The following is a 13,309-nucleotide window of genomic DNA, read 5'->3' as shown; positions in this document are numbered from 1 at the left end:
GGCCCCTAAAGATGTGTTAGGAGCCACCAGTACAAACTATTTTACGATATTGTTACATAATGAGAGCCAGCTATACTTTTACTATATATACACAACATCTTAACTTCGATGGGGAATTATTGCCCTATTTGTTCTAAGATTTGTGTGTAAGCATTCCTATAATGATCGGGGTTAGGATCTTCTCCTATTATTTTGGGTACGTGAAAGTCAGACAGCAGGAAATGGTGTTTGGGTTGAACTTCATGTCTTGCTAAGCAACTCTTGCAACAGGACAAGGGGCAGCCGTCAATTGCAATGATGTCACGTCCCGATTTTGCTGTTCTGACAAGTGGTTTGACATCACCACCAACACCAGCTATGCAGGACATTTCAGCGACTTTTTCTCGATCCATTTGTATAGCGATCATGTTAGCGGTTTGTGCTGCGGAGGAACATCCAGAACAAGAATAGACAAGAGGTAAATCCGTTCTTTTCATCTTTGTACACTTCCTTGTTTTTTTCTTTGTGATCCATCACGGTATCTTTGGTTTTAGGTAAAATAAATTTTAAATTGTTTGTATTTTAACTTAAATTTACAGTCTAAACCGTGATCGTGATCACGACAATATTTTTGTGAAATCTGTTATAGGGCTAATTGTGTGTGTATATAAAATCAGCTAGATCTTTAGAAAAAAGCTTATCCCAACTCATAGATTGAAGTTGGAATAAGCTTTTAATTTTTTACCAATTTTACGTTTTTTATTGTTTAGTTTGTTGGTTGTAGTGATTAGTTTTACTGTCTGGGGGAAATCCATCGTTCTGTTTTAAAACATTTCAATCCTCATAGTCATCTTCTACTTTAGGTATGAATGGAGACAAGAAGGGGTCCGTATGTTCAGTCACTGCACCTCGAATTAACGCATGAACCCTAAATTCATTAAATAATTTTATATCATCACTATCCTTTACATATAAAACTCCATACGATCCTGGGGCTAACTCCCCTACCTTTTTTAATACTTCTATTGGATTGTGCTTAACAGCAGGTTTATGATTGTTAAGACCTGCTATCCAGAGTTGATAATCTCCATTTACAGCTCTTAAATCGAGAACACCAGAAGACCAATCCAATTCATTCAAAAAGTTTTGTATATCTTCAATAATTAACGATAATTTTTCATCATCATCTTCAAATGAGGAACTTTCTCTGATAGTTACCCACTCGTGATACTCAAACATTTCTACTCATCCTCTCAAGGTATTAGGGGCTTAGTATCAATAATTATTTCTACACCACATCTTTCGGCATATTCTTTAAGTTGTCTTAAAACCCTATCATCGGGCTTACCTTCAAAGTGAAAATATGCTTTTCTGTTCGTTTCAATGCTGCTTCGATCTGTAGCCTTCGTTTGTTTTCTAAATTGCTTATCTAAATTGTTCAACAATGGTTTGGTCTGAGCAGTGTACTGGTCGCTTACCAAAGCAAACTCACGTCCCTTAAAGTAAATACTAAATATAAATCTGGCTTCTAGGGATATTGTTAATTATTTATCCATCTCCCAACGAAAATATGCGGATAGGTTTTTGTATGCCTTATTAATATCATTATCTGCGCATTTATTAATGATACGATTTAATGTTGCTTCAAGTATATTTTCATTAAAGTCCCTTGCTATAAAATGACCATGCCCGATAATAATATCACCTTGGCCTGTCATCCTAGCTAACCTTTTAGGACTTACTAGTTCAAATGAAAACATGTCTGATGCTCCGTTTATTTCACTGGGTCCGATATCTATACTATAAGTAATATAGAAGTCGTCTATACCTTCACCCCAATCCTCATAGATCTTTGTTAAAGCCTTTATTATAAGCATTTAAATATTCTCCTACTCTCCACTATCAGTATGAACATTACTTATCTGCTTTGGTGCCCCTGCTTTACCAGCGCTGTATTCTTCGAACATTTTCTCTTTCAAGTCAAACGCCTTCAGATGGGGAGGGATCTCAAGTCACTGTTTTAGGGGAAAGATAGGGGCGTACTCTGAACATAGAGGATGAATAATTAATAATAAGGCCGCAATTATTCCTGAACGATATCTTATCATTTGTGCTGTTTGAACCTCTTGAGCGAATGATTCTAGGTAATGAGGGATTTCTCCCCAATTAGAACGTCCCATTGAAACTAGTATTTCAGCGGCAAATTTATGATTTAATTTATTGGCCAATTGTATGAATATTTGATTTTTGTAGAGCCGGAAGCGGTAAATGCACCTAAACATCTTGTAGCTTCCTGAACGTTAGTCGTCCTTCGGATATAAGTTTCACATATTCGTCCAGTATCGTATCGTCGGAAACGAATTCTGGAGATTCCACAATTGTTTCGATTAAAAGTGCCTTTGATTCTTTCTTTAATCAGAGGAATCGTATTAACAAGTTGATCAAAATAGTTACCCTCTAATTTTCTAAATTTCAATCATTTTTTAATAACTTTAGAGCAGCTACTATAACACGATCATCTTTATCTAAAGTAGCGTTTGTTATTAGGTTTATATTTTTTTTAATCACAAATTTCTTCCTCTCAGATTAAAAGTTTTCTTAATCTTTTAATTTGTTCTTTTGGTAGGTTAATGATAGGGAGGGATGAAAAATTATTTTTTTTGTGGAAAAAGGGCTCATTCCTCCTCAACGTTTCAGATAAGAATAAGCCATTAGATGATCCTTTTATTTAACATTTGAACTACTCACTCTTAATAGCTCTTCTCCCAGATCCAAAATACTCGTGGAAAAAGTCGAAATCAAACAACTTCCCATGAGATTTCATTTGTTTAGACTCTACTTTTTTTAAATTTGCTTGCTCTATGCTACTGCTATTCATAAAATCAAAAGGAACTGTTTCTTTAATATCAAATGTTAATGTTATTTTAGGCTTACTTTCAGTAACAATCATTAATGCTACGTAGCAATCCTCTAAGAAAGATAACTTTCCCCCGCATTTACATACAATATCACCGCTATCAATTGTATATGGCCAACTATAATATTGCTCACGTCCTGCAAGGAGGTTACCTTCAATTAGTTTGAAATCAGCACCCTTGACCCCCTCAATTCGAACTTTCATTTTTCCAAATACAAAAAGTGAATCATCTTTTACATGAAGTCCCTGATTTTGTATTTGATCTTTAAAATTATAAATATCTATCACTGTATTTATGAGTTCAAATTCGTATATTCCTCTAATATCACTTGGGAAATTCAAAAAAATAGTCGGTGTAAATTCTCCATCACCATCTATAATTCCATCAAATTCTTCATTACTTATATCAAGAGTAAGTATCATTTCACTATAACCTCACTTTCTTATAAAGGTGTACTGATCTAGCATTGGTGATTTTATATTTTCACCATCTGTAGTCAAATAGCTGCCATCATTGGGGATCTCTCGTCTTTCACCCTTTATCTTCAATCCTCTATCCTCTAATGTTCTCACCAGCTTGTTCATATTAGAGCGCGACCCAGTAACAATAATTTCCCCGTCTCTTGATAACCCCCTTATTACTTCAGGATTCAATGGGTCATAGCCATATGGGTTTTCAATAATGATTTTACTCTGGCTCCCTGTCTTAACATTAGTTAATTTTGTTGCATCTCCATAATGAACACCAGGAGCCTTGGGGTCTATATCAATATTATATGCGCCTTCTGTAGGTTTACCTCGTGCCCCAATATTTAGTGTTCCATTTTCCTCTGCAGGTTTATCTAAATATTTGTTTGAAACTTTACCGGTACCCTCAGCGGGCTTGCCCGAATTCGGTAGTTTAGGCGACTCCTTAGGTCTACTTGAATTTGCCCCATTATAAATCGCCGAATCATTGAACTCATCAATGGGCCTGTTTACACCTGGACCACCCTTTGGATTGGGTTTTGCAGGCGGATTTTCTGCAATAGGTGGCTGGCTGGACTTAGCAGGAGAACTTCCTGCACTCCCCATACCTATACGAGCTGTTACAATCCCATAAGTCGTGTCTTCGACTAAATCGCTTAAGCCTGTCCTTTCCATGTAATCTCCAGATTTTTGTCCGATAAAGCCTTGATTGTATCGAGAAATGAGTGCATCCATTTTCTCTTTGTCCAACTCAATAGCATTTGTAGAGTCCACACCCATCGCTACCAAACCATCTTCAATGGCATTGAGAGTTCCTTCATCCCATACGTGTGTTCGTTTTGCATTGACGATACGCTGGATGGCGGCCAATTTATTAGGGTCTTTAATATCATACAGTGATAGTTTGCGCTTCATTGTAATTTCAGTGCGCAGTGCTTGCTCTGCTTGTTTTAGCTTATTTTCATCCTGCCACCAGTTGGCTGTAAAATAATCAGTTTGATTCCAATATGCAGTATATTCATTAGTTTTTCTTTCTCTCCATAATGCAAGTTTTGGATTCTCGTGTTTCTGCGTTTGTGCTGCTTGAAGGCGTTGTTTTTCCTCATAATCTCGGAGCCATTTCTCCTGAATATTTTTAGGAACCTGCTGATATGCATGAGCCATGGCATTTGACTCTTTTAACAGGTTTTGGACAAGTTCCAGTGGACCACCCGAAAGCGCTATGTGACGTGCACTCGTATACACTTTGCCTAAAATCCACTTGCTATAATAGGCTTCCTTAGCCCGTTCATGCTCGTATTGGCTTATTAGCCCTTGGAGTGCTAGACCAGCCAAGTGTTTCAACGGATGAATGCCGTTCCCCTTACCGCCTCCAACAGTAGGGGTTCCTTTGCTACGAACGGGAATAGCTGCGGTTGCTAGCAGCACCGAGCCTGCAACAATCGCCGTAGGTCCACTTAGCGCTCCTGCAACAACGCCAACCACTTTTCCCATCACTGGAATGGAGCCTAATAGCTTGGACACCGTACCCATCAAGGCATTCGCCTGTTTAAGCTCTGCTGGACTTGTGACTTTTGCTTTAGGGGTAGAGGCTTGGCTGCTAGATGAATCCCTAGCTGCTGACTGGGCTGCTTCATAGGCTTTGATACTCATCAAAGGCGGTTCTGGAACAGGAGGGAGGTCAGCTACGAAAACAGGTGCCTTCACCGTACCTTCCTGATAAATCACTGGAGCCTTGGTATCCGTCTCACCATCCAGTACCATACTGCTGGCTCCGCCTTTTAGATACAGCGCCGTTCCAGCTTCGAGCGAAAGTTCCTGCCCAGCATCAAGCTTCACGTGACCACCCTGAATCTGCACATTCCCCGGACTGTCGATGGCAATTCCGTTACCTTCATGCAGTGTAATGTAAAATTCACCGGAGGTGGATAGGGTCAGCTCGTGCTCAGACATTTCGACGGAGCTACCTTGCACATGTTGCCATACCTTCACATTTGGCTGTCCATTGGTGTGGCGTTGTTGTCGCAGTGAATCCGTGACATAGGCATCTTGTTCGTGGTGGGTAGGCAGATACAACTCTACCTGTTCCCCGATCTCAGGCATATCGTACCAGCCACTATGTTCTTCCGCGACATAACGGGTGGCGATGGGAAACCAGCACGCTTTGGCAGGATCTTGCTTCGGGTCAATGTCCAGTTGAAGCTGTACAAAATCCTGCTGTACCTTGAGCACCGTTCCTGTCAGCGAAATTCCAGTAGCCTGATCGTTTTCATAACGGGCATAGCGGATATCTTGTTCGGCTTGAAGATCATAACGGGTGTGCAGTAAGCCATCTGCTAAGGTTGTCATGGATCGAACCACGACCAGTTCTTTGCCTTGTCCAATAGGTAACGTGATAAGGTCGCCTAGTGCATAAAATTGCAAGCTTTCGATCATATAGGTGATATATGAGCCAGCACGTTCTCCCAGCTTTTCCGCATCCAGCTCATGAAATGTTTTCCGTACTCGATAAAATACGTCCCGCTCCACCTTATGTTGCTTGCCCTCAGGCATTCCGAAGAAAACCTTGGGCGAAGCTGCGGTTACCTCTGGCACAAGGACGGAACCAAAGCGAGAAGCAAGACGTTTTAAAAATGCCCAATCCGTCTCCTCATATTGTAAAACAAATGTCTCCAATTTGGCATGGTTGCTTATCGTATCAATGGCATCTCCGTACTGATATTTTCGAACCAGCGCAGTGACCAGACCATCATAGGTGCGGTGAATATCTTGATAGGAGCGCCTTTTACGCTTAATATCCATCTGGTATGAATGGGAAGCAGCCTCCAGTTCAAACGTATATACTCCTCGCACACAATGTACGGACATACGCGTGACAATCCCATGGAACAGCCTTCTCAGCGATTGTCCCTGATCATTCAACTGACGAATCGCAATCGGCTCTTGCTCTATATTATGACTGATACAAGCTGCTCCCTGTTCTTCGGAGAGCATGCCACTGATATATAAATAGGCATGATCGTTAATGGTGCGTGTTATTTGAAGTTGTTCGATGTGTAATGGCTGAAAGGGACCATAAAAGCGTAGGCTTTCATATCCGATCCCATCTGATAATACGCTCAAGTGAGTTCATGACTCCTTTCTAGATGCGATGGGTATTTCCAAGTGAAGCACGTCATCTTGCATTTGCTTCTGAATTATCGAAGCTACAGATGAGTACAACAGTGAGTCAAAATAGATATGTATTACAAGGTTTGTACGCTATAAAGGGACGAGAGGTGATATTTAATAAACAACCCAGCATATGTATTTATCGGTTAAAAGAAAGATTTAGTTTACAGAATGACCCATTGGTTGGGGGATTTACTATGTTTATTTTTGGAAGTAGGAGGATGAGAGGGAAGTGTGACATGAGTTAATAAAGGAATATGGTAATACGCAAGTGCCGAGATCGGATACCATTTTTGAACGTAAGGATTTGGAGTTGAACAAAATAAGGTTATTCCCTTCTGTGACGTGCAATCAACTTGCTGTGGTTCAATTACTTTAATAAAACAGATGCAGGGAAGGTCAACATATACCAATGATGTATGTATTTGCGGGGAATAATGGAAGCGATAAAAGTACGATTGAGAACCTGGTTGTTGACCTGACTGGGAATTAGCGTAAATATTGATCCTAATGCCCTGCCCAGAGGAACCGAAGAGACTTTCTGAGATGGATATTGTGAACAGACCTGAATTCTCGGAATGGGAGGATAAGCATCATTACAAGCAAGCATTGGAGAATGAAGCTTTGTACTGGCAGGGCATGAAGGACGGAGCACAGTTTGTATATGTTGTATTAGAGATGATGCTTCATGATGAAAAAGAGAAGGAAGAATAGCCAATGGAGATTAGATGGTTATAGAGAACTTTAAAAAAGATGCTGGGCACCTACCAATCTGGTCATACCCCTGTCAAGTAGACAGGGTATGACCAGGTTGGTAGGTGTTTTAATTTGTCTTACGTTATGAGGCACAGGCTCAGGCTCAGGCTCTTTTCAGTTCAATTCGTCTTGATTGACTATGCTTGCAACTTACCCGCACGAATATCATCTGTCATGCCCGCGTAAGGTGCCTGGGCAATCAACTTCTCGTTGTTCACACCTGCATTTTCAATGAAAGTAATATATGCGAATTCAGGAACTACATGCTTCGGATAAGTCTCATACTTTTCACGCGATTCTTCCATCAGAGGGATGAAATCATTTTGATAGCGTACTTTAATCTCTGGATGCTCATGCACCCATTTCGGAAAGAAAATAATACCATGCATGGTCAATGAAATGGCTGGATGGGTTCAGTATCGGAGAAGCTTCGCCGAAAGAATCATAAACTTTAAGTCGGTATAAGTCGATTAAATAATTAAGGGCTTATATATACACAAATTTCTATATTAGAACATATCTAGCAGTGAACTTAAGCCCAGGCGTAGAAGCCGTATCTAAAAATAGAATTCATTCCAGGAGGTAAGCTATGAATAAGAGAACAGGCTTTAGATTTTTAGTTGTAATTATGATGATTTATGTATTTACTTTTAATCTGGGTGTGGAAACTGTAAAGGCAAATTCCGTATATTATGTTTCTACAACGGGGAATGACATCACTGGGACCGGTACACTATCAAATCCATGGAAAACCATACAAAAGGCAGCAGATACCATGAAAGCCGGAGATACCTGCATCATACGAGGTGGTACATACCGGGAAACAGTAACACTTCATACTTCCGGAACTTCTGCAAAACCCATAAACTTTGAGGCTTATACAGGAGAGAACGTAACGGTATCCGGTGCCGATCCGGTTACTGGCTGGAAAAATTACTCCGGATCCATCTATTATGCGGAAATGAGGGGTTCCCTTGGAACAAAAAATCAGATATTTGTTAATAAGCAAATGCAATTTGAAGCTAGATGGCCCAATTCATCAACACTTGATCCCTTAAATTCAACATATGCAACAGTTGATTCCGGTTCCACTACAACCATCAAGGATGGAAACTTAACTCAGGCACCTGGATACTGGGTTGGCAAAACGGTTTGGAGTGTTCCGGGAACAGGCTACAAATCTTATAAAAGTACCATTACCAGCTCAAGTGACGGCTCCATTACCTTTGATCAAATAGATACTGCAGCGACAGGCGGTAACAGCTATTATATTACTGGTAATCTTGAAGATCTTGACAGTGCGGGAGAATGGTATTATGACAGCATTACTGGCAGACTTTATTTATGGGCACCTGGTGGAGTTGATCCGAATACTTTGACAGTAGAAGCAAAGAAGCGGACTTATGCATTTGATTTAAGTTCCCGCTCTTACATAAATATTACCGGAATTAATATCTTTGCCTCCAGCATTAAAATGTCTAATTCTAATTACTGTAAAGTTTCTAGTATGATTGCGGAATATGTCAGTCATGATTCGGATGTTACCAGACAATACAGTACAGGGATATTTATGTCCGGTACCAATAATGAGCTTAGAGACAGTACTTTGACCTACAGTTCCGGTAATCTGGTGAGTATAGAGGGAACAGGAAATAAGGTAATTAATAATCTTATTCATGAAGCAAATTATTCGGCAGCGGATATTCCGGCAATCTATCTATTGGGGGCAAACCATCTAATCAGTCATAATACGGTATATAACGCTGGGCGTTATCTGATATTTATGCCTACCCAAAACAGCCAGATACAATATAATAATCTGTACAATGCAGGAAAGCTGACAAAAGACTGCGGAATACTCTATGAATTTGCCTGGGATGGGCAAGGGACGGTAATTCATCATAATTACATCCATGATAATCTGGCAAAGAACTATTCCGGCACTGGTATCTATCTGGATAACGGTAGCAAGGGCTATACTGTGCATCATAATGTTGTATGGGGAAACTATACAGGGATAAGATTGAATACACCCAGTAATTTTAACCTGATTTATAACAATACCACCTACAGTAACGGAAATGTAGGATATTGGGGAAGTAATTTTCAGTCGGATATGTACGGCGACAGAATTTTCAACAATATCTTTACTACAGCCTTTACACTGCCTGGTACTCATATAGAGGGAAATAATATTACCTCAGAAACCAATCCGTTATTTGTGAATCCCACAGCATATGATTTCAGGTTGCAGTCTACTTCTCCAGCTATTAATGCAGGGGTTGTAATATCTGGAATCACGAATGATTATGTTGGTTCGGCACCGGATATTGGAGCATATGAGTTCGGTGGAACTGACTGGACTGCCGGGCATGATTTTTCTTCACCTCCGGACCCGGTTTTTGAGAGTGTCAGCTTACTTTATGTTAATAACGTAAGGCAATCTGATTTCGAGAAAGGGATAATCTCACCATGGGCAGCAACATATTCAGATACTGCTGCAAGTGTATCGGTACCAAGAAGCGGCTCTAAGAGTGTTAGATTGGGACCCGGAGAAGATGGTATCGAGCAGGTACTTACGGGGCTAAGTCCTAATACCAGCTATATGTGTACCGCCTGGGTTAAGGCAGACATAGGAGAGCGGATTCAGATTGGCGTTAATGGCTTTGAAGGAACGGATGCATCCGCTACATCTGACAGTACATCCTGGACAATGGTAAACATTCCTTTTACAACCGGAGCAGGCGCTACCAGGGCAACAGTGTATGCTTACAAGAATCCTGGTACAGCATATGTTTATGTGGATGATTTTGGGGTAGTTGAGCAATAAATTATTTTACTGGTTTTATGTTTGACAGGATTGTCAGAAAGTCAGAAAAACCAAGACTGCCTTGGGGCAGATGGATCAGGAGGGACACTTTCAGTAGAAAATAAAAAAAGAAAGACATAAAGACTCTGATCTAAAAACGATAGATTTTCCGCCAAGGGGCGACCAGGCCTTAGGGTCATCATTTTTGTACACTCAAGGCACGTGGAGTGCGTGGTAGTATTATATCGAGATAGGAAGCAGTGATGAACGAGGGTTTAAGAGCAACTTGTATATGTTCCTGCATTCGAAAAAAAGCTTTAGGGTTGAGTGCGGGAACATATTTTATTTACATACATAAGGCATGTGGAGTGCTGTGTGTTGCTCGTAAGAACACAGTGATTTAGATTTAGAGCCACATTTACCTATATTAAAAGCCCAATCCTTTGTGAGAGGGCTTTTCGTTTTATAATAAGATGTATTAGCAAACATAACATTTCAATCTGGGCTTGGTTTAGATATCCTATTATCGTGGAGGATATTGGAATTATATGTCGAAATATTATGTCGTGGGGTGTTGAAATGGCATTCAAGAGATTTAGTTGAAAGTTACTTAATTAATACGATTGTGATGTGATAGGTATGGGGAAGCAATTCAGCAAACTCTCTGATCATTCATTCAAAAAAGGCGTATTATATACACCATTTAATAGCAGTTTAGGAGATCAGCTTTCTTTATCTCCATGGGCTATTGAGTGGTTACCAGAATATTTATGGTTGGCATTGATTCTAGAGCATTACGGCAGGGAAGATGGACTAAATTTAGTTGGCAGGATTGCAGGGGAATTATCGAAGATTGATAAGGAATTGAGTATTCCTGTTCTATCGAAGAATTTTGAGCTAGAACCTAAAAAACAGAGGACTTACTACGATGTAATATGTAAATGGGCTACTAGAGACGTATTATCCCCTCTAACAATAATATACCGTACAGATAAATATGCTCTCTTTTATGAGTATTTTTCAGACTTCGAAACATCAATAGATGAAAAAACTATTACCCTACAAAATGTAATTAAAAAAAATCTATTCCATCAAACAAATGAAGCTACAGATATTAGGTTTCTAATTTTATGGTTTAACGTTTTCGCTGATCGTATTCATTTTTCTAGAGGGATGGAAATAACAAAGGCATTAGTTGAGTATCCTAAACTGTCTCATGACCATCCAGAAATGAGATTGTATCGCCCGCTAATTAGATCATCTGAAATGGCTTTCAGGTTTAGAGAAGATAACGGAGATTTTGCAAAACAATTTTGGCATAGTCTTGGGTTATTAACAAAGTGTAGAACTTTTATTATTGATTATGGTGAACAGGTAGGTGGAAGTATGTCTTTTTTAGAGGATGCCGTTAATACTATCGATTACTTAATGGCCAATAACAAAGAATCGCTACTTACGGACGAGAAATTTTCTGTCTGCTTGGGTATAGCAACTTATGCGCTGAAAATTTATAAAGAAGTGATTGAAAGTCAGATTGGAGATGGAATCTTAGGTAGGAATGCGTTAAGGACTATTACAGAAGTGTATGTGACTTTGAAATACATGTCGTTAAAAGAACAAGACCAACCAGACATTTGGAAGGCTTTTAAGGAATACGGAATAGGAAAGTATAAATATGTAATTCTCAAAGCTAGAGAAGTTGAACCAGACCTCGAAAAACACCACTTTGCACTTCCTGTACTAGAAGCATTGCTTAACGAAGATAAAGGTGAAGAATTCACTAATATGGACACAAGGCTATTTGATAATCAAAATGTAAGAAAGAAATTTGAAGCCATTGGTGAAAATGATCTTTACGATCTTTATTATGAATATGATACTAACTTCACTCATGGATTGTGGGGGGCTATTAGAGAAAGTGCGATGATTTTTTGCGATAATCCTTCTCATAAATATCATACTGTCCCCGACATTACTTTTGAGCAGAAACTTAGAAGCGTGGAACATGACTGTGAGTATGTTCTGAAGAAACTATTTAATCAGTTATCTTCATTTTATGAATTTCCAGACTTCTTTATAGATAAGTATGGTGGTCTAGATGATTGAATTGAAGCCGGTCATTAAGATTCAAAAGGAATATTTAGACCTGATAAGTAAATATGTCGATTGCTTAACGAATGAAGAAACCACAAACAATGAACTGGCGTATTTCTTTGAGGAAGTATCACTTTTTTGGCGTAGAAAACATGAGATAATTGACTTTTTTCTAAAGAAGATACGTACAGATGATAAGTGTAGTTTTCTTGCAGGAGCAATGTATATTGATCTGAAAAATGATGGGCACTATGAATTCACACCTTGTGGGCAATATCGTATATTTGCAGATCCTGTCTCGAAAATGAGAACTTTCTTTTTAACCGAAAGCAGTGCAATTAAACAAAAGAGAGTAAGGGATTACTTAGTCAAAGTTGTAAATGATTGCATAAATGTCCTATCAGAGTACTTGAACTATTTCATAGTTCTACCTTTGGATGATATCTTTTCAGAAGATCAAGAAGATCGAATGGCCTTTTTAAAGAAAAGCTCTTACTCGTTTATCTCAAGCCTTTTTGTTAACCCCTGTGCAACAGAGGAAGAATTTTTAGATAAATATCATTCCCTTAAGGAGATAGAACAAGATATCAGAGCAGATTTACTTGATAAATTAATCCTCAATGATAAGAGTGATATCTCTATTTCTCTGCAAGAACGAATTGAAAAGAATTTAAATGATACTCTGTCTCTTGATGTTTTAAGACAAAGGATGGGGGATGCAAAGATTTTTTTAATGGCAATAGGGCAGTTTTTCATGCAAATCATGGATATTATTCTAATAGCTATTTCATACAAATTAATACCTTTTGTTAGATCAGATGTAGTATTTAATTATTTATTAATTACGTATCCTATGATATCGGAAGATAAAGTAGCTGTTACCCTCTTAGAACAGACTACCATAGCTTATATATTTCAAAAGATGTACGGGAATTATGATTTTTCCTCCATCACATTTCTTGATTATTATTCTCATGTTTCCGAAAATCGTATTATTGATTCTGTGATTGAAAAGTCGCGGAATAAGGGTGATAGCATTTTTGATTTACAAATCAGTGAAATTGCATCGCTAATAGAACAAGAATGTTCATCATTTTTACCTGCATAATTAAGAA

General features: G+C 38.9%; 10 protein-coding genes and 1 pseudogene. 4 read left to right on the top strand and 7 right to left on the bottom strand.

What is annotated here, in order from left to right; all coding sequences use genetic code 11:
• Positions 1 to 116: 116 nt before the first annotated feature.
• The 6 genes from MKX36_RS17900 to MKX36_RS17880 form a co-directional block, all read right to left on the bottom strand.
• On the bottom strand, positions 117 to 476 hold the full coding sequence (locus MKX36_RS17900; RefSeq protein ID WP_016821878.1) for a putative zinc-binding protein: 360 nt from the start codon (positions 474 to 476) through the stop codon (positions 117 to 119).
• Between the two features lie 337 nt (positions 477 to 813).
• Positions 814 to 1,218 (bottom strand): immunity 7 family protein, encoded by a 405-nt coding sequence (locus tag MKX36_RS17895; RefSeq protein WP_263560673.1) that lies wholly within the window; start codon positions 1,216 to 1,218, stop codon positions 814 to 816.
• 14 nt (positions 1,219 to 1,232) lie between these two features.
• The gene (locus tag MKX36_RS25420; protein ID WP_445671823.1) at positions 1,233 to 1,487 is read right to left on the bottom strand and encodes a restriction endonuclease fold toxin; all 255 of its coding nucleotides are present in this window, start codon (positions 1,485 to 1,487) and stop codon (positions 1,233 to 1,235) included.
• A 36-nt stretch (positions 1,488 to 1,523) separates the two neighbouring features.
• Positions 1,524 to 1,856: an Imm8 family immunity protein gene (locus MKX36_RS17890; RefSeq protein WP_290409293.1), complete on the bottom strand. Its 333-nt coding sequence runs from the start codon at positions 1,854 to 1,856 to the stop codon at positions 1,524 to 1,526.
• Between the two features lie 863 nt (positions 1,857 to 2,719).
• Positions 2,720 to 3,319 (bottom strand): hypothetical protein, encoded by a 600-nt coding sequence (locus MKX36_RS17885; protein ID WP_340865245.1) that lies wholly within the window; start codon positions 3,317 to 3,319, stop codon positions 2,720 to 2,722.
• A 12-nt stretch (positions 3,320 to 3,331) separates the two neighbouring features.
• The gene (locus tag MKX36_RS17880) at positions 3,332 to 6,487 is read right to left on the bottom strand and encodes a contractile injection system protein, VgrG/Pvc8 family (protein WP_340865244.1); all 3,156 of its coding nucleotides are present in this window, start codon (positions 6,485 to 6,487) and stop codon (positions 3,332 to 3,334) included.
• Between the two features lie 594 nt (positions 6,488 to 7,081).
• Between MKX36_RS17880 and MKX36_RS17875 the strand changes: the two genes are divergently transcribed.
• Positions 7,082 to 7,249: a hypothetical protein gene (locus MKX36_RS17875; RefSeq protein ID WP_017426816.1), complete on the top strand. Its 168-nt coding sequence runs from the start codon at positions 7,082 to 7,084 to the stop codon at positions 7,247 to 7,249.
• A 179-nt stretch (positions 7,250 to 7,428) separates the two neighbouring features.
• On the opposite strand, the pseudogene MKX36_RS17870 reads toward MKX36_RS17875, so the two are convergent.
• A pseudogene (locus MKX36_RS17870) lies at positions 7,429 to 7,680 on the bottom strand (phenolic acid decarboxylase); the annotation flags it as partial.
• A gap of 200 nt (positions 7,681 to 7,880) precedes the next feature.
• Between MKX36_RS17870 and MKX36_RS17865 the strand changes: the two are divergent.
• From MKX36_RS17865 to MKX36_RS17855, 3 genes are all read left to right on the top strand, one after another.
• Positions 7,881 to 10,121, top strand: a complete 2,241-nt coding sequence (locus MKX36_RS17865) for a carbohydrate binding domain-containing protein (protein WP_340865243.1) — start codon at positions 7,881 to 7,883, stop codon at positions 10,119 to 10,121.
• Between the two features lie 618 nt (positions 10,122 to 10,739).
• Positions 10,740 to 12,206, top strand: a complete 1,467-nt coding sequence (locus MKX36_RS17860) for a DUF5677 domain-containing protein (RefSeq protein WP_340865242.1) — start codon at positions 10,740 to 10,742, stop codon at positions 12,204 to 12,206.
• A complete protein-coding gene (locus MKX36_RS17855; RefSeq protein ID WP_340865241.1) occupies positions 12,199 to 13,302 on the top strand; it encodes a hypothetical protein in 1,104 nt (367 codons plus the stop codon). The genes MKX36_RS17860 and MKX36_RS17855 overlap by 8 nt, the downstream gene beginning before the upstream one ends.
• The last annotated feature ends 7 nt before the right edge of the window (positions 13,303 to 13,309 follow it).

It is taken from the genome of Paenibacillus sp. FSL W8-0439 (assembly GCF_038008995.1).
Lineage (GTDB): Bacteria > Bacillota > Bacilli > Paenibacillales > Paenibacillaceae > Paenibacillus > Paenibacillus polymyxa.
The sequence above is the reverse complement of the archived record's forward strand: the minus strand, read 5'-3'. Positions and strand labels throughout refer to the sequence as shown.

Excerpts from the sequence above, each read along its gene's own strand:
- MKX36_RS17900 (WP_016821878.1), bottom strand. The coding sequence starts at position 476 with ATGAAAAGAACGGATTTACCTCTTGTCTATTCTTGTTCTGGATGTTCC.
- MKX36_RS17895 (WP_263560673.1), bottom strand. The coding sequence starts at position 1,218 with ATGTTTGAGTATCACGAGTGGGTAACTATCAGAGAAAGTTCCTCATTT.
- MKX36_RS17890 (WP_290409293.1), bottom strand. The coding sequence starts at position 1,856 with ATGCTTATAATAAAGGCTTTAACAAAGATCTATGAGGATTGGGGTGAA.
- MKX36_RS17885 (WP_340865245.1), bottom strand. The coding sequence starts at position 3,319 with ATGATACTTACTCTTGATATAAGTAATGAAGAATTTGATGGAATTATA.
- MKX36_RS17875 (WP_017426816.1), top strand. The coding sequence starts at position 7,082 with ATGGATATTGTGAACAGACCTGAATTCTCGGAATGGGAGGATAAGCAT.
- MKX36_RS17865 (WP_340865243.1), top strand. The coding sequence starts at position 7,881 with ATGAATAAGAGAACAGGCTTTAGATTTTTAGTTGTAATTATGATGATT.
- MKX36_RS17860 (WP_340865242.1), top strand. The coding sequence starts at position 10,740 with ATGGGGAAGCAATTCAGCAAACTCTCTGATCATTCATTCAAAAAAGGC.
- MKX36_RS17855 (WP_340865241.1), top strand. The coding sequence starts at position 12,199 with ATGATTGAATTGAAGCCGGTCATTAAGATTCAAAAGGAATATTTAGAC.